The sequence below is a fragment of the Streptomyces sp. NPDC054961 genome (genome assembly GCF_053609145.1).
Map to the genome: position 1 here is coordinate 62928 of NZ_JBSGWY010000009.1, position 22177 is coordinate 85104.

Here is a 22177-nt window from a genome sequence, read left to right on the forward strand (position 1 = left end):
TAAAACCCCACACTTTCCCGCGGGCCCGTCATTTTGTAAAGCCCCCGGGCATAAAAAGCCGGGGGGCGCGGGGGGGCCGCCCCCCCCCGGACGGTCCCGCTACCCCGCGCGTGAGCCTTCGGCGCGCGCCGAAGGCCGCCGCGCCCAGTGCCAGCACGACCGCCCCCGTGAGCGCCGAAGCGGGGGGCAGCGCGCAGGCCAGCACCACACAGCCGGACAGCCCCGCCGCTGCCACGGCCCGGTCCTTGACACCTGAATCGAGTGTCCACGCGGAGGCGTTCGCGATCGCGTAGTACACCAGCACGCCGAAGGAAGAGAAACCGATCGCACCCCGCAGATCGGTGGTCGCGGCGAGCACCGCCACGACCGTCCCCACCGCCAGCTCGGCATGGCGCGGCACCTGGTGCCGGGGATGTACGGCGGCCAGCGCGCGCGGGAGATGGCCGTCCCGTGCCATCGCCAGGGTGGTCCGCGACACCCCGAGCACGAGGGCCAGCAGCGAGCCCAGCGCGGCCAGGGCCGCACCCGCCCGGACGACGGGAGTCAGTCCGGGCCACCCCGCCGCGCGCACGGCGTCGGCCAGGGGAGCCGCCGACCGGGCCAGCCCGTCGGAGCCGAGCACCGAGAGCGCCGCCACCGTGACCGCGGCGTACACGAGCAGGGCGATCCCCAGGGCCAGGGGCACCGCGCGCGGGATCGTGCGCTCCGGGTCGCGCACCTCCTCGCCCAGCGTGGTGATCCGGGCGTAGCCCGCGAAGGCGAAGAACAGCAGCCCGGCCCCCCGCAACAGGCCCAGGCCGTCCCAGTCCCCGCCGCCGAGCCGGCCGGCGTCGGCCGCGCCGCCGGACAGACACGCCACCACGACCGCGGCCAGCACGGCCAGCACGGCCGCCACGATCACCCGGGAGATCCGGGCGGACTTGCGCACCCCGCCGTAGCTCGCGGCGGTCAGCGCCACCACCGCCGCCACGGCCACCGCGCGCTGGTGGCCGGGCCACACGTAGGCCCCGACGGTGAGGGCCATCGCCGCGCAGGAGGCGGTCTTGCCGACCACGAAGCCCCAGCCGGCCAGATGCCCCCAGAAGGGCCCGAGCCGCTCGCGCCCGTACACGTAGGTGCCGCCCGAGGCCGGGTACCGGGCGGCCAGCCGCGCCGAGGAGTGCGCGTTGCACCAGGCCACCACGGCGGCGAGCGCGAGCGCCGCGAGGAGCACTCCGCCGGCCGCGCGCGCCGCCGGGGCGAGCGCGGAGAAGATCCCGGCACCGACCATCGCGCCGAGCCCGACGACGACCGCGTCGCCGACGCCCAGGGTGCGCTTCATCTCGTCTTTCACCGCTGGAGGGTAACCGCGTCAGATGACGCCTTCCCTGCCGGGAAGTGGCGTGCGGTCGCGTTCCCAGCCGTCGAGCGCGGTCAGGCAGGCGTGGTCGAGGTGGCGCAGCCCGCTCAGGTCGAGGTGCACGGCGCCGCCGCGCGGCAGCGCGTCCAGCTCGTCGAGGAGTTTGGGCAGGCGCAGGAAGCTGGCGTTGCCCACGATCCGCACGCGCAGCTCCTGGCCGTCCCACACCTGCTCGAGGTGGACGTGGGAGGTCTCCCAGGCCGCCTTGGCGACGGCGAGACCCAGCCCGACGAGCACCCCCTCGAAGAGGTTGGTGGCCACGATCGCCGAGGCCGTCGCCACGAGCACGACCGCCTCGCCCCGGTGCGTGCGCCACAGGGCGGCCACCTGCCGGGCCGGCAGCAGTTTCCAGCCGGCGTGCAGCAGCACCCCGGCCAGCGCGGCGAGCGGGACGGCCTCCAGCAGGCCCGGCAGCGCCACGGCGAACACCAGGAGCCAGCCGCCGTGCAGGATCCGGGCCGCCCGAGTGCGGGCGCCGGCCTCGACGTTGGCGGCGCTGCGGACGATGACGGCGGTCATCGGCAGTGCTCCGAGCAGCCCGCAGAGGGTGTTCCCGAAGCCCTGGGCGACCAGTTCGCGGTCGTAGTCGGTCCGGTCCCCGTCGTGCATCCGGTCCACGGCGGCCGCGCTGAACAGGGTCTCGGCGGAGGCGATCAGCGCGAGCGCGATCACTGTCCCGACGGCCCCCGCGGAGGCCAGTACCCCGAACTCCTCCCAGCCGGGCGGCGCCACGGCCCGGAGGACCCCCGTCACGCTGACCCGCTCCACCGGCAGCCGCAGCAGCACGGCCGCGGCGGTCGCGGCCGCCACCCCGACGAGCGCCCCCGGCACCCGCCGCAGCCGGTCCGGCATCCGGCGCCAGGCCACCAGGACCGCGATGGTCCCGGCCCCGAGGGCCACGGCGGTCCAGTCGGCCCGCCCGCCGAGCTCCGCCGCCCCGGCCAGCTTCCCCAGGGTTCCCGCGGGGGCCCGCGCGTCGGCCAGGGCGTAGGTCTGACCGGCGATCAGGACCGGTCCGATCCCGGCGAGCATCCCGTGCACGACGGCCACGGAGATGGCCCGGAACCACCGCCCGAGACGCAGCGCCCCCATGCCCAGCTGCACCAGGCCCGCGGCGAGGACGAGTACGCCGAGCGCGGCCGGCCCGTACGTCCGTACGGCCTCGTAGACGAGCACGGTGAGCCCGGCGGCCGGCCCGCTGACCTGGAGCGAGCTGCCCGTGAACCATCCCGTGACGAGCCCGCCCACCACCCCGGTGACGATCCCCAGTTCGGCCGGTACCCCGGAGGCGACGGCCACCCCGACGCAGAGCGGTAGCGCGACCAGTGCGACGACGACGGACGCGCCGAGGTCCTCGCGGAACGTGCCGGTCCCAGGCATGGGCAAACCCCTCTGTCAGGACGGGTGAACAGTCCTCAGCGTGCTGGGCGCACTCCCGGTCACCCCAGTCCGCATCGGGAGCGCCGCAGGCGCGTACGCCGTTCACGCCCGGTACGTGCCACCCGCGTCCGCCGCGCGCGATCGGGGCCGGGGACGTGGCGGACGGCCCGGCGGTGGCTGGTTTTGATTGGCTGGTTAGGCTCCGCCTGCTCCCATCGCACTCGCCCGCGGAGGACACCGCGGGTGTTATGAAAGAGGCACCATGGCGTCAGCCGCCGCCCCCTCGGTCCCTGAGCGGATATCCGACGAGGTCACCGCCCTCGCGACGGCCCAGGGTCTGGGACGTCACCGCGAGACCTTCCTGCCCCAGCGCCTGGGCGCCTGGCGGATGGCCGGACTGTTCCTGTTCGCGATCCTCGGTCTGGCGTGCTTCGTCCTGCCCGGCCTGATGTTCGTCTGGCTCCTCGCGCAGAGCCCGAACCTCTCCCGCAAGCAGGCGGCGAAGCGCATCCACCTGTTCGAGGAAGGGCTGATCGTCGCCGACGGCACCGGTCCGGTCAGCGCGTTCCGGTGGGACTCGATGACGGTGCTCCAGCAGATCACCCAGCGGTACGCCAACGGCGTCTACGTCGGGACCAGCTACCTGTACACGCTGTTCAGGCAGGACGGCTCCGCGGTCAAGCTGACCAACTTCTACGCCGACCCGGAACGCTGGGGCGCGGCCATCCAGCACGAGATCACCCGGGCCCAGCTGCCGGGCGTGATCACCGCGCTGGAGAACGGGGCCACCCTCGGCTTCGGCGACATCTCGATGACGCTGGGCGGCATCGCCACCCCCAGGCGCGGCGGGGCGCACTGGGGCGACATCCAGAAGATCGAGGTCAAGAACGGCACCGTCTTCGTGGCGAAGGCGGGCAAGATGCTGGCGTGGTCGAACACCCCGGTCGCGAAGATCCCCAACTTCTTCCTGTTCCTCAGCGTCGTCGACCGGCTCCGCGAAGGCCACCGGCCCGCGGGCCACTGACGGGCCACTGACGGACCGGGGCCCGGAACGCGACGGGGGGGGGGGGGAGGGCGGGGGCCCCCCGGGTTGAGGCCCCCAGCGCGCTACATTCGGCGGGCCCCCCGACACCCCCCCGCGCCCCCCCCCCCCCCGCGCCCCCCCCCCCCCCCGCCGCCGCCCCCCCCCCCGCGGCCCGGCCCCCCCCCCCCCCCGCCGGCCCCCGTCGTCCCCCGCGCACGGGGGCCGGAGGCGCTGGTCAGCGGTAGTTGACGAACTGGATCGCGAAGTCCAGGTCCTTGCCCTTGAGGAGGGCCTGGATGGCCTGGAGGTCGTCGCGGCTCTTGGAGCTGACGCGCAGCTCTTCGCCCTGGACCTGGGCCTTGACGGCCTTGGGGCCCTCGTCCCGGATGATCTTCGCGACCTTCTTGGCGTTCTCCTGGGAGATGCCTTCCTCGATCGTGGCGAAGATCTTGTACTCCTTGCCGGACAGTTGCGGCTCACCGGCGTCGAGCGCCTTGAGGGAGATCCCGCGCTTGACCAGCTTGGTCTCGAAGACGTCGAGAACGGCCTTGACGCGCTCCTCGGAGTTCGCCTCCATGAGGATCTTCTCGCCCGACCAGGCGATGGTGGCGCCGGTGCCCTTGAAGTCGTAGCGCTGCGAAAGCTCCTTGGCGGCCTGGTTGAGGGCGTTGTCGACCTCCTGCCGCTCGACCTTCGAGACGATGTCGAAACTGGAGTCGGCCATGTGCTGTGGCTCCTTGAAGTCGGCTGTGACGGCCCCTGGGGGGCGCGGCCGGACATCCCCGGCCCGCGCCGTAAAGCCTAGCCACCGCGCCCACGTGCGGCGCAGATCAATCACGTGGCGAAGCACCCCCGGCCATCGGGTATTGTTTACGTCGTTGCCACGGAGCGCCGCCGAAAGGCGGAAAGACGGCAGCGATCATGGCGGTGTGCCCGAGTGGCCAAAGGGAGCAGACTGTAAATCTGCCGGCTCAGCCTACCCAGGTTCGAACCCTGGCGCCGCCACGCGAGTGAGACCCCCGTTCATTGCGGAAACGCGATGAACGGGGGTTTTCTCGTATGCCGTCGGGGACCCGGCGGCACCGGTCCGGGGGGCCCGCGAGGCGGGGCGCGGAGCAGGGCACCGGCCGGGGGCCGTCCGGCGGCGGCGTGACCCAATCGGGCGGGTGGGGCGTGCCGATGTCGGGGGCGCGTCGTTCATCGGGGGTGAAATTGACTTTTGACACGCGCGGAAAGGTCGGAGGCGGGGTGCTCATCGCCCTGCTCGGCGCCGGGATCCCCGCCTTGGTCGGGGCGGCACTGCACACCGACGTGGGGGAGCCCTACCAGGAGACCCGGCTCTACTTCGGCACCGAACGTCCGGACGGACGGCCGGCGGTCGGGGAGCGGGAGTTCATGGGCTTCGTCGACCAGGAGATCACCCCGGCCTTCCCCGACGGGCTCACCGTCCAGGACGGACACGGCCAGTGGCGGGGGAGCAACGGGGCGATCGTCCACGAGGTCTCGTACGAGGTGATCCTGCTCTACCCCGAGAAGGAGGCGGGCGAGCGCGGCGTGCGCGTCGAGCGGATCCGGCGGGCGTACGAGCAGCGGTTCCAGCAGGACTCCGTCGGGCGGTCCGACGACCAGCTGACCGCCGAGTTCTGACCGGCCGGCGCCCCGCCCCGGCGGCGACCGCCACCGGCGCCCCGCCCCGCAGGGGCCCGCGGGGGGCGCCGGTGGGGCGGGGCGCCGGTCAGTTGCCCGCCACGTCCTTGACCGCCACCGCGACCGGGGTCGAGCCGGAGATCAGCTCCAGGGTGAGGCCCGCGGTCGCGGGGGTTTCGAGCAGTTCGGCGAGCACCGCCGCCACGTCGTCGCGCGGAACCGGTCCACGGCCCGTTTGCGCCTCCAGCCGGACCAGGCCCGTCCCCGCGTCGTCGAGCAGCGCGCCGGGGCGCAGGACGGTCCACTCCAGGCCGAGGCGCGTACGGAGGTACTCGTCCGCCGCGCCCTTGGCGCGGAGGTAGGCGTCGAAGACCTCGTCGCCCTCGCGGCGGCTGTCCGCGCCCATCGAAGAGACCATCAGGAAGCGGCGGACTCCGACCCGTTCGGCCGCGTCCGCGAAGAGCATCGCCGCGCCCCGGTCCACCGAGTCCTTGCGTCCGACGCCGCTGCCGGGACCGGCGCCGGCCGCGAACACCGCGGCGTCCGCGCCCTGCAGGATGCCCGCCACGTGTTCGACCGTGGCCGATTCCAGGTCGCACAGCACCGGTTCGGCGCCCGCCTCCCTGAGGTCGTCGCCCTGTTCCAGGTCGCGGATGATCCCCGCGACCTCGTACCCGCGCGCGGCGAGCAGGCGCTCCAGCCGCAGCGCGATCTGACCGTGTCCACCCGCGATGACGATGCGCATGTCCCGACCGTACGACGAGCCGGGCCCGCGCGCCCGCGAACGCACGGCGAACGGTCAGGGACCGGGCTCCGTGCGGCCCTGCCGGGGCAGGTCCAGCGCCACGGCGACGGCGGAGTCGCAGTACTCCCGTACGGCACTCGTCCGGGCTACCACCCGCCCGCGGTGGATCACGATCCGGCTGTAGGCGAGGGACAGCACACCGGCGATCCGGTCCCCGCGCACGGCGAGCAGTTCGGCCGGGAAGCCGGCCTCCACCCGCACCTCCGGCAGCGCCATCGCCTCGCGGGCGGCGGCGCTGACCGCGTGGTAGGCCTCGGCGGCGCGCAGTCCGCCCTGGGAGGCCAGGAGGTACGCGGCTTCGAGCGGGTCGCCGCGGCCGACCGGGTTGCCGGCGTCCCGCAGGGCCCCGCTGCCGGCGGCGACGCGGACCCCGGCGGCGCGCAGCAGCCGTACGGGGGCGGTGCGCAGACCACGCCGTTCGAGGGCGGCGCAGTCGCCCTGCGGGAGGCAGGTGACCTGTACGCCGGCGGCCGCCAGCTGGTCGGCGGCCCGGCCGGCCACGTCCAGCGGGAGCCGGGCCAGGCCGCCGCAGGGGCCGATGGAGACGCCGGGCCGCAGCCCGCCGGCCATGGCGGCGAGCCGGGACAGACGGGCGGGGTCGTCCCCGTCGGTGTGCAGGTCCACCGGGCAGCCGTGCTCGGCGGCGAGCTCCAGTACGGCTTCGAGGAAGCCCGTCGGGTCGGGGTCGAGGTCGGGGCAGCCGCCGATGACGGAGGCACCCATCTTCACGGCGTCCCGGAGCATGGCGAGCCCGTCGGCGCCCGCCACCCCGGTCAGCAGCCGGGGGACGGCCACGGCGGTGAGGTCGGTGAGGCCGCGCAGGGAGCGGCGCGCCTGGAGGACGGCCTCCAGGGGGCCGAGGCCGTGCACGTCCCCGATGCGCACGTGGGACCGTACGGCCGTCGCGCCGTGGCCCAGCTGGAGCAGGGCGGCCTCGGTGGCGCGGCGCTGGACCTCGTCGGGTGCGTAGGAGACGGGCCCCTCGCCGTCGGCGGTCAGGGCGGTGTCCCCGTGGGCGTGGGGCTCGGCGGGGGCGGGGAGCAGGAGGTAGCCGGTGAGGTCGACGCGGGAGCCCGCCGGGGCGGGGAGGCTGCCGGCCGTGCCGACGGCCTGGATCCGGCCGGCGCCGAGGCGGAGGTCGACGGTGCGGCCGTCGGTGAGGCGGGCACCGGTGAGGAGCAGGGTGGTGGATTCGGCCCCGGAGCCGCCGGGGGTGCTCCCGCCGTCGGCCGGGCGATTGCGCGGGGAGTGGGACGGCTGCTGCGGCTGGCTGTCGGACATCGCACTCCTGCGGTGGCTCGGGCGGTTTCCTGGGCCCGTGACCGCGGCCCGCGGCCCAAGATCACGCAGCGTGCTCAGAGCCTAGGGGGCGGGGGCCCTCGCTTCGAGGAGGAGAGAAATAGTCGTACCGGTGCGGGCGCCGTCCGGGCGCACGGCCGCTCGCACGGCTGCGGGGACGGCGCTCGCACCGCTACGGGGACGGCCGCTCGCACGGCTGCGCGGACGGCGCCCGCGCCGGGGCCCGCGCCGGTGCCCGGCCTCCGCCCGGACCGCCGTGCGCGTCCCGGCCGGCCGGAGGTCACGGCCGCGGCCCGAGCCCGAGCCCGTGGACCGGGCTGTGACCTCGGACACTTTTAGGGGCGGAAAGCCCTCCGAGGGGCGCCGGAGGCTCATTCCGAGGCGATCAAGAAACGCGGCGGCAGAGCTCCGAGGCCAGGCCCCGCAAAGGATTTGGGCGATCGGCGGACCACCGTGTAATGTCTTCCTCGCTCGCCCCAATAGCTCAGTCGGTAGAGCGTCTCCATGGTAAGGAGAAGGTCTGCGGTTCGATTCCGCATTGGGGCTCTGGTGAGAGAGGTTCCCTGTCCTCGGGCAGGGAACGGATCTCATCAAAGCGGCGTAGCTCAGTCGGTAGAGCAAGCGGCTCATAATCGCTGTGTCACCGGTTCAAGTCCGGTCGCCGCTACACACAGTAGCCGATTGCGGGGTCGGTCTCCCGATCGGCTACTCTTTTATGCGTTCATCCGTCCTATTGTCCGTCAAGGAGCACTCACGTGGCTGCCACCGACGTCCGCCCGAAGATCACGCTGGCCTGCGTGGAGTGCAAGGAGCGGAACTACATCACCAAGAAGAACCGGCGTAACAACCCGGACCGTCTTGAGATGAAGAAGCACTGCCCGCGCTGCAACTCGCACACCGCGCACCGCGAGACCCGCTGACCCCAGCGAAGTCTCGAATAACAGGCACAGTCACGAGGTCGTCCCCTTCATTTGGGGGCGGCCTCGTGTCGTTTCACTAGGAGGTAGTGGGTCATGGCGCTCGACCAGTCCTTCGTCGGGCGGAGCTACCCGCCCACCGATCCGTACGAGGTCGGCCGGGAGAAGATCCGCGAATTCGCGGTGGCGGTGGGGGACGAGAATCCCGTCTACACCGATCCCGACGCGGCCAAGGCTTTCGGTCACCTGGACGTGATCGCCCCGCCGACCTTTGTGTTTGCCATCACGTTCGCGGCGGCCGGCCTGGTGGTCGAGGACCCCGCGCTGGGTCTGGACTACAGCCGCGTCGTGCACGGCGACCAGAAGTTCGCGTACTCCCGCCCCGTGCGGGCCGGTGACCGGCTGACGGTGACGTCGACCATCGAGTCCGTGAAGTCCCTCGCGGGCAACGACGTCATCGACATCCGCGGCGAGGTGCACGACGAGAGCGGCGAGCACGTGGTGACGGCCTGGACGAAGCTCGTCTCCCGGGCCCCCGAGCCGGCCGCCGAGCCGGCCGCTGCCGCGCAGGCTCCCGATGCCGCCGCGGATGCCGCTTCCGCTCCCGCTTCCGTCACCGAGGAGGTCTGAGATGGCCGCGAAGGTTCAGTACGACGACGTCGAGGTCGGCACCGAGCTGCCGGCGGCGTCCTTCCCCGTGACCCGGGCGGCGCTCGTCCGGTACGCGGGCGCGTCGGGTGACTTCAACCCGATCCACTGGAACGAGAAGTTCGCCGTCGAGGTCGGGCTGCCGGACGTGATCGCGCACGGCATGTTCACCATGGCCGAGGCGGTCCGCGTGGTCACGGACTGGGTGGGCGACCCGGGCGCCGTCGTCGAGTACGGGGTGCGGTTCACGAAGCCGGTCGTCGTCCCGGACGACGGGCAGGGCGCGCTGATCGAGGTCACGGCGAAGGTCGCGGCGAAGCTGGACGACAACCGCGTACGGGTCGACCTGATCGCGAAGAGCGCCGGGCAGAAGGTGCTGGGGATGTCGCGCGCGGTGGTCGCGCTCGCGTAGTCCCGACGCGCGGGGGGTGGGGGAGGGGCGGGCGCCTCGCCGCCACCCCCCGCGCCCCGCGCGCGGTGCGGGCCCGCCGTGGGCCGTCCCGGGGTCCCGCCCCCCCCGGCCGTCGAATGCACACCGCCATCCCCGGGGTTGCGTAGTTAGTGATTGGCCACTAACTTAGAACGCATGGCAAGGATGAGTGCGGACGAGCGGCGTGAGAGCGTCATCCGGGCGGCGATGAGCGAGTTCGCCCGGGGCGGGTACTACGGGACGTCCACCGAGGCGATCGCGAAGCGGGTCGGGGTCTCGCAGCCCTACCTGTTCCGGCTCTTCCCGAACAAGCAGGCCATCTTCCTCGCCGCCGCCGCGCGCTGCATGGAGGACATCCGCGTCGTCTTCGAGGAAGCCGTCAAGGGTCACGAGGGCGACGACGCGGTCGAGGCCATGGGCGCGGCGTACATGCGGCTGATCGCCGAGCAGCCGGACAAGCTGCAGATGCAGCTCCAGACGTACGTGACGGTCGCCGCCGCCGAAGCCGCCGGGGAGCCGGCCTTCGGGGAGATGGTGCGGGCCGCCTGGATGGAGCTGTGGGACACCGTCCACGTGCCGCTCGGGGCGGACGTGAAGGAGACGACCACGTTCCTCGCCTACGGAATGCTGATCAATACCTTGTCCGCCATGGGGTTCCCGGCCGGACACCGGGTCTGGGACGGCTGCTACCCCGGGATCCGGCCCCAGTAGGTCCGCGGGATCCCCCGGATCCCGGAGACCCGTTGGATCCCGTCGCTCCAGGAGTCGGCGATCCTGCCCGCCGGCCGTCGGCTTCTTCGGTTCCGTTCCCTCGGTCCCTTGGGTTTCCTCGGTTCCAGCCGTTCCTTCCGTTCCCTCTGTTCCTTCGGTTCCTTCGGTTCCAGCCGTTCACCAGCTCCATCGGCTCCCTTGGTGCCCGGCCCGCCATCCGCCCGCCCGTCCGTCCGCCCGTGCGCGCGGTGCGGTGGTGCGGAGTTCTGCCCAGTGAAGTTAGTGAGCAATAACTAGTTTTGGGGGATTCATGCAAGACGCCAAGCTTCGAGCGCCCGCGATATGGGCGCTCGTCATCACCGGGGCCGCCGGCTTCATGGCCGCGCTCGACAACCTCGTCGTCACCACCGCGCTCCCCTCCATCCGCGAGGACCTCGGCGGGAAGCTGGAGGACCTGGAGTGGACGGTGAACGCGTACACGCTCACCTTCGCCGTCCTCCTTATGTTCGGCGCGGCCCTCGGTGACCGTTTCGGGCGGCGGCGCCTCTTCATCGCGGGCATGGTCGTCTTCACCGGCGCCTCCGCCGCCGCAGCCCTCTCGCCCGGCATCAACGAGCTCATCGCCGCCCGGGCCGTCCAGGGCGTGGGCGCGGCGGTCATGATGCCGCTTTCGCTCACCCTGCTGACCGTCGCCGTCCCGGCCGCCCGCCGCGGCATGGCCCTCGGCATCTACGGAGCCCTCAGCGGCCTCGCCGTCGCCAGCGGACCGCTCATCGGCGGCAGCCTGACCGAGCACATCTCCTGGCAGTGGATCTTCTGGCTGAACGTCCCGATCGGGCTCGCGCTCATCCCGCTCTCCCGGCTGCGGCTCGCCGAGTCCACCGCCCCCCGGGCCAAGCTGGACGTCCCGGGAACGGCGCTGATCAGCCTCGGCCTCTTCGGGATCGTCTACGGGCTGGTCAACGCCAACGCGGACGGCTGGACCAGCGCTTCCGTGCTGACCTGCCTCGTGCTCGGGTCCCTCCTGGTCGGTGCGTTCATCCTCCACGGCTTCCGCAGCGCCAACCCGGTGCTGCCCATGAGGCTCTTCCGCGACCGGGGCTTCTTCGGCATCAACATGGCCAGCCTGCTGATGTTCGCCGGGATGTTCGGCTCGATCTTCCTGCTGAGCCAGTTCCTCCAGGGCGTACTCGGCTACTCGCCCACCGAGGCCGGGCTGCGCATGCTCCCCTGGACCGGCATGCCCATGATCGTCGCGCCGGTCTCCGGCATCCTCTCCGACCGCATCGGCAGCCGCCCCGTCGTCGCCGCCGGGCTGGCGCTCCAGGCCGTCGGCCTCGGCTGGTTCGCCGCGATCGTGAACACCGACCTCTCCTACGCCGCCCAGCTCCCGCCGCTGATCATCAGCGGGCTCGGCATGGGCATGTTCTTCGCCCCGGCCTCCAACGCCCTCATGTCCACCGTCGCCCCCGCCGACCAGGGCAAGGCGGCCGGAGCCAACAGCGCGCTGCGCGAGGTCGGCGGAGCCCTCGGCGTCGCGGTCCTGGCCTCCGTCTTCTCCGCCCAGGGCGGCTACGAGAGCGGCCAGTCCTTCGCCGACGGCACCGTCCCCGCCCTGTGGATCGGCGCCTCGGTCGTCGCCGTGGCGGCCGCCATGGCGCTGCTGCTGCCCGGCCGCACGAAGGAGAAGCAGGGCCAGGCGGCGGCCGCGGCCGTGGCCCCCGCCGTCGAGAAGGTGCCCGCGGCGAGCTGAGCCGGGGAGCACCACGGCGGCCGCACCGCGCGAAGCCCCGTAGGGGGGTACGCGCGCGGAAGCGGACGCGAGAGGAACGCGAGAAGGAACGCGAGAAGGAACGCCACAAGGAACGACTGCTGTGAGACCGCGGTCCGTGGCCCCGCCGGGTTGGGGGGACACGGACCGTACTCTTGTCCACGTGCAGGAAATCCACGACGCCCCCCTCGCCCCGCTGACCACCTTCCGGCTCGGCGGCCCCGCCGCCCGGCTGGTCACCGCGACCACCGACGCCGAGGTCGTCGCCGCCGTGCGCGCCGCGGACGAGAGCGGCACCCCGCTCCTGGTCATCGGCGGCGGCAGCAACCTGGTCATCGGCGACCGCGGCTTCGCGGGCACCGCCCTGCGCATCGCGACCACCGGCTTCACGCTCGACGGGACGCGCCTGGAGCTGGCCGCCGGCGAGAACTGGAGCGAGGCCGTCGCCCGGACCGTCGAGGCGGGACTGGCGGGCGTCGAATGCCTGGCCGGGATCCCCGGGTCCGCGGGCGCCACCCCGATCCAGAACGTGGGGGCGTACGGCCAGGAGGTCTGCGACACGATCACCGAGGTCGTCGCCTACGACCGCACGCGCGGCGAGACGGTCACGCTGTCGGCCGCCGAGTGCGCGTTCACCTACCGCGACAGCCTCTTCAAGCACGAGCCGGAGCGGTACGTCGTCCTGCGCGTCCGCTTCGCCCTGGAGGACGCGGGCGGGCTGTCCGCGCCGGTCAAGTACCCCGAGACGGCCCGCGCCCTCGGCGTCGAGGCCGGCGACCGGGTCCCGGCGGCGCAGGTGCGCGAGACCGTCCTGCGGCTGCGCGCCGGCAAGGGCATGGTCCTGGACCCGGCCGACCACGACACCTGGTCCGCCGGCTCCTTCTTCCACAACCCGATCCTCGGCGACGAGGCCTACGCCGCCTTCCTGGCCCGCGCGCAGGACCGCCTCGGCCCCGACGCGGCCCCGCCCGCGTACCCGGCCGGCGAGGGCCGTACGAAGACCAGCGCGGCCTGGCTCATCGACAAGGCCGGCTTCACCAAGGGCTACGGCGACGGCCCGGCCCGCATCTCCACCAAGCACACCCTCGCCCTCACCAACCGCGGCGGGGCCACCACCGAAGACCTCCTCGCCCTGGCCCGCGAGGTCGTCGCGGGCGTCCACGCCGCCTTCGGCGTCACCCTCGTCAACGAGCCGGTAACGGTCGGCGTCAGCATCTGAGGAGTCCCGGCCCGCCCATGCTCTGTCCCCTGCACGGGGCCGGTACGGACCCCACCCGGCTGGTGGGACGCACGCTCAGGAGAGTCGTCGCGTCCTGGCACATCAGCGACGGAGAACGCTCCGAGGCGCCCCTCGACGTCTGGCTCTTCGACAGCGCCGGCGAATCCACCCGGATCACCACCGGGTCCGACGCCTGCCTCATCGTGGAATCCGCCGCGCCGCACGCGCCGTACGACATGGGGGAGTGGGGCCGCGTCGAGGTGGGCGAGGACCTCGGCGACCACCCCTTCCTGCGCCACCTCGGCGAGAGCGTCGAATCGGTGGCCGAGTACGCGCTGCCCGCGCGGGGACGCACCCACCTGGAGATCGGCTTCCCGGACGGCGCGCGGGTGCGGGCCGACTGCTACGAGGGCGATCTGCGCCTCACGAAGTGAGCCAGTGGTCGATCCCGGCCAGCAGCTTCTCCTGTACGTCGGCGGGCGCGGCCGAACCGCGCACCGACTGGCGGGCCAGCTCGGCGAGCTCCTCGTCCGTGAAGGCGTGGTGCTCACGGGCGAACTCGTACTGTGCCGCGAGCCGGGAGCCGAACAGCAGCGGGTCGTCCGCTCCGAGGGCCATCGGGACCCCGGCCTCGAACAGGGTGCGCAGCGGGACGTCCTCGGGGCGCTCGTAGACCCCCAGGGCCACGTTGGACGCCGGGCAGACCTCGCAGGTGATCTGCCGGTCGGCGAGCCGCTTGAGCAGCCGGGGGTCCTCGGCGGCCCGTACGCCGTGCCCGATGCGGGAGGCGTGCAGATCGTCGAGGCAGTCGCGGACGGAGGCCGGGCCGGTCAGTTCGCCGCCGTGGGGGGCGGCGAGGAGGCCGCCTTCGCGGGCGATCGCGAAGGCCCGGTCGAAGTCGCGGGCCATGCCGCGGCGCTCGTCGTTGGAGAGGCCGAAGCCGACGATGCCGCGGTCGGCGTAGCGGACGGCGAGCCGGGCGAGCGTACGGGCGTCGAGGGGGTGCTTCATGCGGTTGGCGGCGATCAGGACGCGCATGCCCAGGCCGGTCTCGCGGGAGGCGGCGTCGACGGCGTCGAGGATGATCTCGACGGCCGGGATCATCCCGCCGAGCAGGGGGGCGTAGGAAGTGGGATCCACCTGGATCTCCAGCCAGCCGCTGCCGTCCCGCACGTCCTCCTCGGCGGCCTCGCGGACCAGCCGGCGGATGTCGTCGGGCTCGCGCAGACAGGAGCGCGCGGCATCGTAGAGCCGCTGGAAGCGGAACCAGCCGCGCTCGTCGGTGGCGCGGAGCTTCGGGGGCTCGCCGGCGGTCAGGGCGTCCGGGAGGCGGACACCGTACTTGTCGGCCAGCTCCAGAAGGGTCGACGGGCGCATCGAACCGGTGAAGTGCAGGTGGAGGTGGGCTTTCGGCAGAAGCGAAAGATCGCGTACGTGCTCCATCCGGTGATCCTGCCGTACCGCAGCGCTCGGCGGGAGGGGGTTTTACCGATCGGGGGCTCGTCCGTACGGATGAGCGGGGCGGGTCCGCCGTGCGGGGCCCTTGCGGGCGCTGCCCGGACCCGGGTCTCGAACGCCGGCGGGGCCGGGTTGTCCCTGGACGCACATGCCCGAGCGGCGGCCCCCGTCAGGGGAACCGCCGCTCGGGGTCTCGCGGAACCGCCGGAGGCCTAGGCCTTGGCCTCCGCGAGGAGCTTCTGGATGCGGGAGACGCCCTCGACCAGGTCCTCGTCGCCCAGGGCGTAGGAGAGGCGGAGGTAGCCGGGGGTGCCGAAGGCCTCGCCGGGAACGACCGCGACCTCGGCCTCGTCCAGGATCAGGGCCGCGAGCTCGACGGAGGTCTGCGGGCGCTTGCCGCGGATCTCCTTGCCGAGCACGTCCTTGACCGCGGGGTAGACGTAGAACGCGCCCTCGGGGGTCGGGCAGAAGACGCCGTCGATCTCGTTCAGCATCCGCACCATGGTCTGGCGGCGGCGGTCGAAGGCGGTGCGCATCGCGTGGACGGCCTCCAGGTTGCCGGAGACGGCGGCCAGTGCCGCGACCTGGGCCACGTTGGAGACGTTGGAGGTGGCGTGCGACTGGAGGTTGGTCGCGGCCTTGACCACGTCCTTCGGGCCGACGATCCAGCCCACGCGCCAGCCGGTCATGGCGTACGTCTTGGCGACGCCGTTGACGATGATGCACTTGTCGGCCAGCTCGGGGACGATCGCCGGGAGCGAGACGAACTTCGCGTCGCCGTAGACCAGGTGCTCGTAGATCTCGTCGGTCAGGACCCACAGGCCGTGCTCGACGGCCCAGCGGCCGATCGCCTCGGCGTCGGCCTCGGAGTAGACGGCGCCCGTCGGGTTGGACGGGGAGACGAAGAGGACGACCTTCGTGCGCTCGGTGCGGGCGGCCTCGAGCTGCTCGACGGAGACCCGGTATCCGGTGGTCTCGTCGGCGACGACCTCGACCGGGACGCCTCCGGCGAGACGGATCGACTCGGGGTAGGTGGTCCAGTAAGGAGCCGGGACGATGACCTCGTCACCCGGGTCCAGGATGGCCGCGAACGCCTCGTAGATCGCCTGCTTGCCGCCGTTGGTCACCAGGACCTGCGACGCGTCGACCTCGTAGCCGGAGTCGCGCAGCGTCTTCGCGGCGATGGCGGCCTTCAGCTCGGGCAGCCCGCCGGCCGGCGTGTAGCGGTGGTACTTGGGGTTGCGGCAGGCCTCGACGGCGGCGTCGACGATGTAGTCCGGGGTCGGGAAGTCGGGCTCGCCCGCTCCGAAACCGATCACCGGGCGCCCGGCGGCCTTGAGGGCCTTGGCCTTGGCGTCGACGGCGAGGGTGGCGGACTCGGAGATGGCGCCGATACGGGCGGACACGCGACGTTCGGCGGAAGGCGTTTCAGAGGTCATGCGGCCAATCGTCCCAGACGGTCGAGAACCGCCGCACGCCGTTTCAGTTACCGGACGGAAGGGGCTCGGAGGAGCTCGGGACGGTGCTGTTCGACGTCAGGGCCCGGACCACGTACACTCAACCGTCGTTGGCCCTCGCCGAACGCTGCAGAGCGTGAGCACTCCGTGCACTCGTCTGGATGCGGTAGGTTGGGGAACGCAAAGGGTCGTAGCTCAATTGGTAGAGCACTGGTCTCCAAAACCAGCGGTTGGGGGTTCGAGTCCCTCCGGCCCTGCTCCACACTCCTCTCGGATGTGTGCGCAGGTACGTACTTCGATGCAACGCCGTGCGGCGCAACCGGGCGCGGCAACGGCCACGACCCGGATTCAGGTGAGAGACGTGACGGACGCCCTGGGCTCCATCGACATGCCTGACGCCGAGGATGACACTCGCGAGAAGAAGGCCCGCAAGGGCGGCAAGCGCGGCAAGAAGGGCCCCCTGGGCCGGCTCGCGCTGTTCTACCGCCAGATCGTCGCGGAACTCCGCAAGGTTGTTTGGCCCACTCGCAACCAGCTGACGACGTACACCACTGTGGTGATCGTCTTCGTCGTCATCATGATCGGTCTGGTGACCGTGATTGACTATGGGTTCCAGGAAGCCATCAAGTTCGTCTTCGGCTGATCCCCGCGGAGGGCGGCGCCTTGATGGGTGCCGCCCGTTTTCGCATGTTCGACCACCTTTTGTATCCAGGAAGAAGCAGCCACCGTGTCTGACCCGAACCTGAACGCGAGCCCCGACTCCGTCGAGTCCGTCGAGGACGCGCTCGACATCGTCGAGGCTGCAGACGCTGTGGACCCCGACGAGGCCGAGCTCGCCGACGCCGAGGCGGGTGTCGCCGCCGAGGAGGCCGCGCTGCACGTCGAGGACGAGGTCGACGCCGCGGCTGAGGACGACGCCGAGGTCGAAGAGGCCGCCGACGAGGACGAGGCCGACGAGGCTTCCGACGAGGACGAGGCCGACGAGGCCGACGACGAGGACGACTCCGCGCAGGCCGAGGCCGACGTGGAGGCCGAGGAGGCCGACGCCGAGCCGGCCGAGCCCGTCGACCCCATCCAGGCCCTGCGCGACGAGCTGCGCCTCCTGCCCGGCGAGTGGTACGTCATCCACACGTACGCCGGCTACGAGAAGCGCGTGAAGGCGAACCTCGAGCAGCGCGCCGTCTCGCTCAACGTCGAGGACTTCATCTACCAGGCCGAGGTGCCCGAGGAAGAGATCGTCCAGATCAAGAACGGCGAGCGCAAGAACGTCCGGCAGAACAAGCTGCCCGGCTACGTTCTCGTCCGCATGGATCTGACGAACGAGTCCTGGGGCGTCGTCCGCAACACGCCTGGCGTCACCGGCTTCGTCGGCAACGCGTACGACCCGTACCCGCTGACCCTGGACGAGATCGTCAAGATGCTCGCTCCCGAGGCTCAGGAGAAGGCCGCCAAGCTCGCGGCGGAAGAGGCCGGCCTGCCCGCGCCCTCCGTCCGGCGCACCATCGAGGTCCTGGACTTCGAGGTCGGCGACTCGGTCACCGTCACCGACGGCCCGTTCGCGACGCTGCAGGCGACCATCAACGAGATCAACCCGGACTCGAAGAAGGTCAAGGGCCTCGTCGAGATCTTCGGCCGCGAGACCCCGGTCGAGCTGAGCTTCGACCAGATCCAGAAGAACTGATCCACAGTCTTCTGACTCACGCTTCCGGACAGGTCAGATTGCCCGCTTACGGGTGGTCTGACCTGCTCGGTTTTTAGCCCCGTGCCGATACCCGTTATCGTGGTGCGGTATGCCTCCATCCGGATGACCGGATTGGCGGCGAAAACTCTCACTAGGACCCGGAGAGAGCAATGCCTCCCAAGAAGAAGAAGATCACGGGGCTCATCAAGCTCCAGATCAAGGCCGGTGCGGCCAACCCGGCTCCGCCGGTCGGCCCCGCGCTCGGTCAGCACGGCGTCAACATCATGGAGTTCTGCAAGGCCTACAACGCCGCGACCGAGTCGCAGCGTGGCATGGTCGTGCCGGTGGAGATCACGGTCTACGACGACCGCTCCTTCACCTTCATCACCAAGACTCCGCCGGCCGCGCGTCTCATCCTGAAGAGCGCGGGCGTGGAGAAGGGCTCCGGCGAGCCGCACAAGACCAAGGTCGCGAAGCTCACCCGTGACCAGGTCCGCGAGATCGCCACGCTCAAGATGCCTGACCTGAACGCCAACGACATCGACGCGGCCGAGAAGATCATCGCCGGCACCGCGCGTTCGATGGGCATCACGGTCGAAGGCTGATTCAGCCACCCCCCAGCACCACAGTGGTAGGACCAAGCGCTGGTCCGCACCACGACTCCACGCCTGAAGTCACTACACAGGAGCAGAAGTGAAGCGCAGCAAGACTCTCCGCGCTGCGGACGCCAAGGTCGACCGGGACAAGCTCTACGCCCCGCTCGAGGCCGTCCGTCTCGCCAAGGAGACCTCCTCCACCAAGTTCGACAGCACCGTCGAGGTCGCCTTCCGCCTGGGTGTAGACCCGCGCAAGGCCGACCAGATGGTCCGCGGCACCGTGAACCTCCCGCACGGCACCGGCAAGACCGCCCGGGTCCTGGTCTTCGCGACCGGTGACCGTGCTGCGGCCGCGGAAGCCGCCGGCGCCGACATCGTCGGCGATGACGAGCTCATCAACGAGATCGCCAAGGGCAACCGCCTGAACGAGTTCGACGCCGTTGTGGCCACCCCGGACCTCATGGGCAAGGTCGGCCGCCTCGGCCGCGTGCTCGGTCCCCGTGGCCTGATGCCGAACCCGAAGACCGGCACCGTCACGATGGACGTCGCCAAGGCTGTCACCGAGATCAAGGGTGGCAAGATCGAGTTCCGCGTCGACAAGCACTCGAACCTGCACTTCATCATCGGCAAGGTCTCCTTCACCGATGAGCAGCTGGTCGAGAACTACGGCGCGGCCCTGGACGAGATCCTTCGTCTGAAGCCGTCCGCCGCGAAGGGCCGCTACATCAAGAAGGCCGCCCTGAGCACCACGATGGGCCCCGGCATCATCCTGGACCAGAACCGCACCCGGAACCTCCTCGTCGAGGAAGACCCGGCCGCGGTCTGATCAGGCCCGGGCCTCACGGCTCGCTGAGTTGCCCGAACGGGCCCTTCGTCCCCCACTGGGGGACGAAGGGCCCGTTCTCGTGTTCCGCCCGGAAAATCGCGCAGTGATCGACTGACCGACGAGTAGGGTAAAAATTCAATCAAACGATCACATCAGGGGTGGGGACTCTTGTCCGTGTACCGCAACCGCATCGCCAACCGTGCGGGCAGCCGCCACAAGACCGCCGGGGCCGTGCTGGCCGCCGTCCTGCTCGTGGGCGGGGCCACGGCGTGCGAGAGCGGGGACGAGGACGCCGCCGGGAAGGCCGCGGGCTCCTCTGCCGCGCCGTCCTCCCCGGGCGCCGGGAAGGGCGCCGTGGAGGTCGTCCCCGCCGCCTACCTGGAGAAGGTCAAGGCGAAGTCGCAGGAGATCACCTCGCTGCGCTATTCGATGACGGGTACGGCGAAGGGCGAGCAGTTCTCGGGCGACGTCTCCATGCGGCTCAAGCCGTCGGTGGCGATGGCCATGAAGATGAGCACCTCCGGCGAGGGCGGCCGGGCGGCCGAGATCCGCGTCCTCGACGAGGCCATGTTCATCGGGACCGAGGGCAAGTGGATCAAGTTCGACATGAAGAGCCTGGACCCGGCCACCGCGGAGAAGCTGAACAGCGCGGGCGGCTCGGCGAACAAGGCCGGCGAGAACCCGGGCGACCGGGCGGGCGAGCTGCTCAAGGCCAAGGACCTGAAGCTCGTCGGTGACGAGACCGTCGACGGTGTGAAGACCAAGCACCTCAGCGGCACGGTCACCCTCGACGAGATGCGGGCCGCGCTGGCCTCGGCGGACCCCGAGGCCAAGAAGCGCCAGGAGGAGTCCGTCAAGGGCCTCGAGGCGCAGGGCGTCAAGAGCCTGACCGTGGACATGTGGATCGACGAGTCGGACCACACCAAGCAGGTCCGTACCCGCGGTGACGCGGCGAGCGGGCCGGTGGACACCACCATCACGTTCCACGAGTACAACCAGCCGGTCGAGGTGGCCGCGCCGCCCGCCGGCCAGGTCGTCGACCTCGCCGAAATGATGAAGGGCGCCGGCGAGAGCTGATCGCCGGCCGGGCCCGGCCCGGCAGAGCACGTACGACGCACGACGCATGACGCACGAAGCACGAGATTTTTCTTTTCATGGGGGAGTACGCGATGAACAAGGCTGTCTGGACCCGAACCGGTGCCGCCCTCGCGGGCACGGCGCTGCTCGTGGGTGGCCTCACGGCATGTGGCGGGGACAAGGCCGACGGGGGCCGGGGCGGGGCCGCCGGGTCGAAGCAGGAGGCCGCCGAGCCCCCGACGCCCGGGGAGGCGGTGAAGGCGGCCTACCTCAAGACGGTGGCGGCCAAGTTCGCCAAGGCGGAGCTGTCGACGGTCGAGGCCGACGGCAAGACCTCGACCCAGTCCGGCTCCAAGGGCTGGTACCCGTCCAGCCACGACCTCATGATCAAGGCCGAGGAGCCCGCCGCCCGGTCGATCATGATCGGTGACCTCATCTACACCCAGATGGCCGAGCCCGTGCACGGCAAGTCCTGGATGAAGCTGAACCTGTCGAAGGACGGGAAGCCCGGCGTCCGGCTGAACGACGACCCGGCCGAGTACCTCGCGATGACGCTGGGCCAGGAGGGCCTCAAGCACGTCGCGGCGGAGAAGACCGACGGCGTGGACACCGAGCACTACAAGGCCGTCCTCACCCACGCGGACCTGATCAAGGCGGACGAGTCCACCAAGGTCATGCAGGACAAGGACCGCCAGTACCTCCACGAGTCGCTCCAGCAGGTCACGTCGCTGGAGATCGACCTGTGGATCGGCGGGGACGGCTACCCGCTCCGGGTCGACACCGTCGCGGTCAGCGGGAACGAGGGACCGGCCAAGACCACGGCGAAGTTCTCCGGCTTCGCGACGACCCCCGCGGTCCAGGCTCCGCCGGCCGAGGACACGGTGGCCTTCGAGGACGTCATGAAGGGCGTCGACGACACCCTCAAGGACGTCGACGCGAGCCTGAAGGAGACCGAGAAGAGCCTGAAGGACACCAACGAGAAGCTGAAGGACCTGGGGTACTGATCCCGGGTCCGCCGCCGGGGCATCCCGGAGGGCGCCGGGTGACCGATTTGCTCTGCGCGGCACCGTTCGCGTACTCTTCGGGAGAAGCCAAAGACCGCTGGTCGTTGCCGTGCCCGCAAGGGTGCGGTGGCCGAAGGATCCGTATACCGCGGACGTCCTGCGCAGGTGACCTTGGAAAGTTCCCGGACTCGTTCCGGTTGAGCTACGCCCTGGCGCCTGCGCCGGGGCGTTTCGTATGTGTGCCCCTTCTGAGCGGTCCTCATCACCCGGAAGGAGGCCGACGCACTATGCCGACGCCCAACAAGGCTGCCGCGGTAGCCGAGCTCACGGACCAGTTCCGCGACTCGAACGCCGCCGTGCTGACCGAGTACCGGGGTCTCACCGTCGCGCAGCTCAAGACGCTGCGTCGCTCTCTCGGTGAGAACGCCCAGTACGCCGTGGTGAAGAACACGCTGACCAAGATTGCGGCCAACCAGGCCGGGATCACCGCGCTGGACGAGCACTTCGCTGGTCCCACCGCGGTCGCCTTCATCACCGGTGACCCGGTGGAGTCGGCGAAGAGCCTGCGTGACTTCGCCAAGGAAAACCCGAACCTCATCATCAAGGCGGGTGTCCTTGATGGTAAGGCGCTCACCGCGGATGAGATCAAGAAGCTTGCGGACCTCGAGTCCCGCGAGGTTCTGCTCAGCAAGCTGGCCGGCGCGTTCAAGGGCAAGCAGTCTCAGGCTGCCTCGCTCTTCCAGGCGCTGCCGTCGAAGTTCGTCCGCACTGCGGAAGCGCTTCGCGTCAAGCTCGCCGAGCAGGGCGGTGCCGAGTAATTCGGCTCGC

23 protein-coding genes and 4 tRNA genes are annotated in these 22177 nt (G+C 71.3%); 20 read left to right on the forward strand and 7 right to left on the reverse strand.

The features are described from left to right. Nucleotides 1-28: 28 nt before the first annotated feature. Nucleotides 29-1321 carry an APC family permease gene (locus ACWF9Z_RS11565; RefSeq protein ID WP_453600733.1) on the reverse strand — a complete coding sequence of 431 codons (1293 nt, stop codon included), beginning with the start codon at nt 1319-1321 and terminating at the stop codon, nt 29-31. Between the two features lie 30 nt (nt 1322-1351). Beyond that, the gene (locus ACWF9Z_RS11570; protein WP_453600454.1) at nt 1352-2779 is read right to left on the reverse strand and encodes a SulP family inorganic anion transporter; all 1428 of its coding nucleotides are present in this window, start codon (nt 2777-2779) and stop codon (nt 1352-1354) included. Nucleotides 2780-3041: 262 nt separating this feature from the next. Here ACWF9Z_RS11570 and ACWF9Z_RS11575 point away from each other — a divergent pair, with 262 nt between their 5' ends. After that, nucleotides 3042-3803: a DUF6585 family protein gene (locus ACWF9Z_RS11575; RefSeq protein WP_453600457.1), complete on the forward strand. Its 762-nt coding sequence runs from the start codon at nt 3042-3044 to the stop codon at nt 3801-3803. Between the two features lie 235 nt (nt 3804-4038). Here ACWF9Z_RS11575 and ACWF9Z_RS11580 read toward each other — a convergent pair whose 3' ends face one another. Further along, nucleotides 4039-4527 carry a YajQ family cyclic di-GMP-binding protein gene (locus tag ACWF9Z_RS11580; RefSeq protein WP_356649509.1) on the reverse strand — a complete coding sequence of 163 codons (489 nt, stop codon included), beginning with the start codon at nt 4525-4527 and terminating at the stop codon, nt 4039-4041. Between the two features lie 199 nt (nt 4528-4726). Between ACWF9Z_RS11580 and ACWF9Z_RS11585 the strand changes: the two genes are divergently transcribed. Both ACWF9Z_RS11585 and ACWF9Z_RS11590 read left to right on the forward strand, forming a co-directional pair. Then, a tRNA-Tyr gene (locus ACWF9Z_RS11585) sits at nt 4727-4808 on the forward strand. A 207-nt stretch (nt 4809-5015) separates the two neighbouring features. Then, a complete protein-coding gene (locus tag ACWF9Z_RS11590) occupies nt 5016-5450 on the forward strand; it encodes a DUF3574 domain-containing protein (RefSeq protein ID WP_453600460.1) in 435 nt (144 codons plus the stop codon). Nucleotides 5451-5538: 88 nt separating this feature from the next. Here ACWF9Z_RS11590 and ACWF9Z_RS11595 read toward each other — a convergent pair whose 3' ends face one another. Both ACWF9Z_RS11595 and ACWF9Z_RS11600 read right to left on the reverse strand, forming a co-directional pair. Next, on the reverse strand, nt 5539-6195 hold the full coding sequence (locus tag ACWF9Z_RS11595) for an SDR family oxidoreductase (RefSeq protein WP_453600462.1): 657 nt from the start codon (nt 6193-6195) through the stop codon (nt 5539-5541). 54 nt (nt 6196-6249) lie between these two features. Continuing rightward, entirely contained in the window at nt 6250-7536 is a 1287-nt protein-coding gene (locus tag ACWF9Z_RS11600) for an amidohydrolase family protein (protein WP_453600465.1), read from the reverse strand. A gap of 491 nt (nt 7537-8027) precedes the next feature. Here ACWF9Z_RS11600 and ACWF9Z_RS11605 point away from each other — a divergent pair. From ACWF9Z_RS11605 to ACWF9Z_RS11645, 9 genes are all read left to right on the forward strand, one after another. Next, nucleotides 8028-8100: transfer RNA gene (locus ACWF9Z_RS11605), tRNA-Thr, on the forward strand. Between the two features lie 48 nt (nt 8101-8148). Further along, nucleotides 8149-8221: transfer RNA gene (locus ACWF9Z_RS11610), tRNA-Met, on the forward strand. Nucleotides 8222-8309: 88 nt separating this feature from the next. Then, on the forward strand, nt 8310-8474 hold the full coding sequence (gene rpmG / locus ACWF9Z_RS11615; RefSeq protein WP_003956487.1) for a 50S ribosomal protein L33: 165 nt from the start codon (nt 8310-8312) through the stop codon (nt 8472-8474). 93 nt (nt 8475-8567) lie between these two features. After that, nucleotides 8568-9101 carry an FAS1-like dehydratase domain-containing protein gene (locus tag ACWF9Z_RS11620; RefSeq protein ID WP_453600468.1) on the forward strand — a complete coding sequence of 178 codons (534 nt, stop codon included), beginning with the start codon at nt 8568-8570 and terminating at the stop codon, nt 9099-9101. Nucleotide 9102: 1 nt separating this feature from the next. Then, nucleotides 9103-9531 (forward strand): MaoC family dehydratase, encoded by a 429-nt coding sequence (locus ACWF9Z_RS11625; protein ID WP_453600471.1) that lies wholly within the window; start codon nt 9103-9105, stop codon nt 9529-9531. A gap of 174 nt (nt 9532-9705) precedes the next feature. After that, nucleotides 9706-10260, forward strand: a complete 555-nt coding sequence (locus tag ACWF9Z_RS11630) for a TetR/AcrR family transcriptional regulator (protein WP_453600474.1) — start codon at nt 9706-9708, stop codon at nt 10258-10260. A 310-nt stretch (nt 10261-10570) separates the two neighbouring features. After that, on the forward strand, nt 10571-12013 hold the full coding sequence (locus ACWF9Z_RS11635; RefSeq protein ID WP_453600477.1) for a DHA2 family efflux MFS transporter permease subunit: 1443 nt from the start codon (nt 10571-10573) through the stop codon (nt 12011-12013). A 181-nt stretch (nt 12014-12194) separates the two neighbouring features. After that, entirely contained in the window at nt 12195-13250 is a 1056-nt protein-coding gene (locus ACWF9Z_RS11640) for a UDP-N-acetylmuramate dehydrogenase (protein ID WP_453600480.1), read from the forward strand. A 17-nt stretch (nt 13251-13267) separates the two neighbouring features. Then, nucleotides 13268-13684 (forward strand): hypothetical protein, encoded by a 417-nt coding sequence (locus ACWF9Z_RS11645; protein WP_453600482.1) that lies wholly within the window; start codon nt 13268-13270, stop codon nt 13682-13684. Here ACWF9Z_RS11645 and ACWF9Z_RS11650 read toward each other — a convergent pair. Next, nucleotides 13674-14693: an adenosine deaminase gene (locus ACWF9Z_RS11650; RefSeq protein WP_453600485.1), complete on the reverse strand. Its 1020-nt coding sequence runs from the start codon at nt 14691-14693 to the stop codon at nt 13674-13676. The genes ACWF9Z_RS11645 and ACWF9Z_RS11650 overlap by 11 nt on opposite strands. 227 nt (nt 14694-14920) lie before the next feature. After that, nucleotides 14921-16147, reverse strand: a complete 1227-nt coding sequence (locus tag ACWF9Z_RS11655; RefSeq protein WP_453600488.1) for a pyridoxal phosphate-dependent aminotransferase — start codon at nt 16145-16147, stop codon at nt 14921-14923. Between the two features lie 202 nt (nt 16148-16349). Between ACWF9Z_RS11655 and ACWF9Z_RS11660 the strand changes: the two genes are divergently transcribed. From ACWF9Z_RS11660 to rplJ, 8 genes are all read left to right on the forward strand, one after another. Further along, nucleotides 16350-16422: transfer RNA gene (locus tag ACWF9Z_RS11660), tRNA-Trp, on the forward strand. A 104-nt stretch (nt 16423-16526) separates the two neighbouring features. Next, nucleotides 16527-16808: a preprotein translocase subunit SecE gene (secE, locus tag ACWF9Z_RS11665; RefSeq protein ID WP_030298162.1), complete on the forward strand. Its 282-nt coding sequence runs from the start codon at nt 16527-16529 to the stop codon at nt 16806-16808. Nucleotides 16809-16892: 84 nt separating this feature from the next. After that, on the forward strand, nt 16893-17846 hold the full coding sequence (nusG, locus tag ACWF9Z_RS11670) for a transcription termination/antitermination protein NusG (protein WP_453600492.1): 954 nt from the start codon (nt 16893-16895) through the stop codon (nt 17844-17846). Between the two features lie 170 nt (nt 17847-18016). Beyond that, on the forward strand, nt 18017-18451 hold the full coding sequence (rplK, locus tag ACWF9Z_RS11675; RefSeq protein WP_053682632.1) for a 50S ribosomal protein L11: 435 nt from the start codon (nt 18017-18019) through the stop codon (nt 18449-18451). An 88-nt stretch (nt 18452-18539) separates the two neighbouring features. Then, complete coding sequence (gene rplA / locus ACWF9Z_RS11680; protein WP_453600496.1) at nt 18540-19268, forward strand: 50S ribosomal protein L1; 729 nt, start codon at nt 18540-18542, stop codon at nt 19266-19268. A 174-nt stretch (nt 19269-19442) separates the two neighbouring features. Continuing rightward, nucleotides 19443-20345 (forward strand): LppX_LprAFG lipoprotein, encoded by a 903-nt coding sequence (locus ACWF9Z_RS11685; protein WP_453600736.1) that lies wholly within the window; start codon nt 19443-19445, stop codon nt 20343-20345. 92 nt (nt 20346-20437) lie between these two features. Next, entirely contained in the window at nt 20438-21349 is a 912-nt protein-coding gene (locus tag ACWF9Z_RS11690) for a hypothetical protein (RefSeq protein WP_453600499.1), read from the forward strand. A 287-nt stretch (nt 21350-21636) separates the two neighbouring features. Continuing rightward, nucleotides 21637-22167, forward strand: coding sequence for a 50S ribosomal protein L10 (gene rplJ, locus ACWF9Z_RS11695; RefSeq protein ID WP_215023401.1), 531 nt, complete (start codon nt 21637-21639; stop codon nt 22165-22167). The last annotated feature ends 10 nt before the right edge of the window (nt 22168-22177 follow it).

What these genes read in the sequence shown, in the direction of transcription:
- ACWF9Z_RS11565 (WP_453600733.1), bottom strand. Translation starts at nt 1,321, where the DNA reads ATGAAGCGCACCCTGGGCGTCGGCGACGCGGTCGTCGTCGGGCTCGGC.
- ACWF9Z_RS11570 (WP_453600454.1), bottom strand. Translation starts at nt 2,779, where the DNA reads ATGCCTGGGACCGGCACGTTCCGCGAGGACCTCGGCGCGTCCGTCGTC.
- ACWF9Z_RS11575 (WP_453600457.1), top strand. Translation starts at nt 3,042, where the DNA reads ATGGCGTCAGCCGCCGCCCCCTCGGTCCCTGAGCGGATATCCGACGAG.
- ACWF9Z_RS11580 (WP_356649509.1), bottom strand. Translation starts at nt 4,527, where the DNA reads ATGGCCGACTCCAGTTTCGACATCGTCTCGAAGGTCGAGCGGCAGGAG.
- ACWF9Z_RS11595 (WP_453600462.1), bottom strand. Translation starts at nt 6,195, where the DNA reads ATGCGCATCGTCATCGCGGGTGGACACGGTCAGATCGCGCTGCGGCTG.
- ACWF9Z_RS11600 (WP_453600465.1), bottom strand. Translation starts at nt 7,536, where the DNA reads ATGTCCGACAGCCAGCCGCAGCAGCCGTCCCACTCCCCGCGCAATCGC.
- ACWF9Z_RS11620 (WP_453600468.1), top strand. Translation starts at nt 8,568, where the DNA reads ATGGCGCTCGACCAGTCCTTCGTCGGGCGGAGCTACCCGCCCACCGAT.
- ACWF9Z_RS11625 (WP_453600471.1), top strand. Translation starts at nt 9,103, where the DNA reads ATGGCCGCGAAGGTTCAGTACGACGACGTCGAGGTCGGCACCGAGCTG.
- ACWF9Z_RS11630 (WP_453600474.1), top strand. Translation starts at nt 9,706, where the DNA reads ATGGCAAGGATGAGTGCGGACGAGCGGCGTGAGAGCGTCATCCGGGCG.
- ACWF9Z_RS11635 (WP_453600477.1), top strand. Translation starts at nt 10,571, where the DNA reads ATGCAAGACGCCAAGCTTCGAGCGCCCGCGATATGGGCGCTCGTCATC.
- ACWF9Z_RS11645 (WP_453600482.1), top strand. Translation starts at nt 13,268, where the DNA reads ATGCTCTGTCCCCTGCACGGGGCCGGTACGGACCCCACCCGGCTGGTG.
- ACWF9Z_RS11650 (WP_453600485.1), bottom strand. Translation starts at nt 14,693, where the DNA reads ATGGAGCACGTACGCGATCTTTCGCTTCTGCCGAAAGCCCACCTCCAC.
- ACWF9Z_RS11655 (WP_453600488.1), bottom strand. Translation starts at nt 16,147, where the DNA reads ATGACCTCTGAAACGCCTTCCGCCGAACGTCGCGTGTCCGCCCGTATC.
- rplK (WP_053682632.1), top strand. Translation starts at nt 18,017, where the DNA reads ATGCCTCCCAAGAAGAAGAAGATCACGGGGCTCATCAAGCTCCAGATC.
- ACWF9Z_RS11690 (WP_453600499.1), top strand. Translation starts at nt 20,438, where the DNA reads ATGAACAAGGCTGTCTGGACCCGAACCGGTGCCGCCCTCGCGGGCACG.
- rplJ (WP_215023401.1), top strand. Translation starts at nt 21,637, where the DNA reads ATGCCGACGCCCAACAAGGCTGCCGCGGTAGCCGAGCTCACGGACCAG.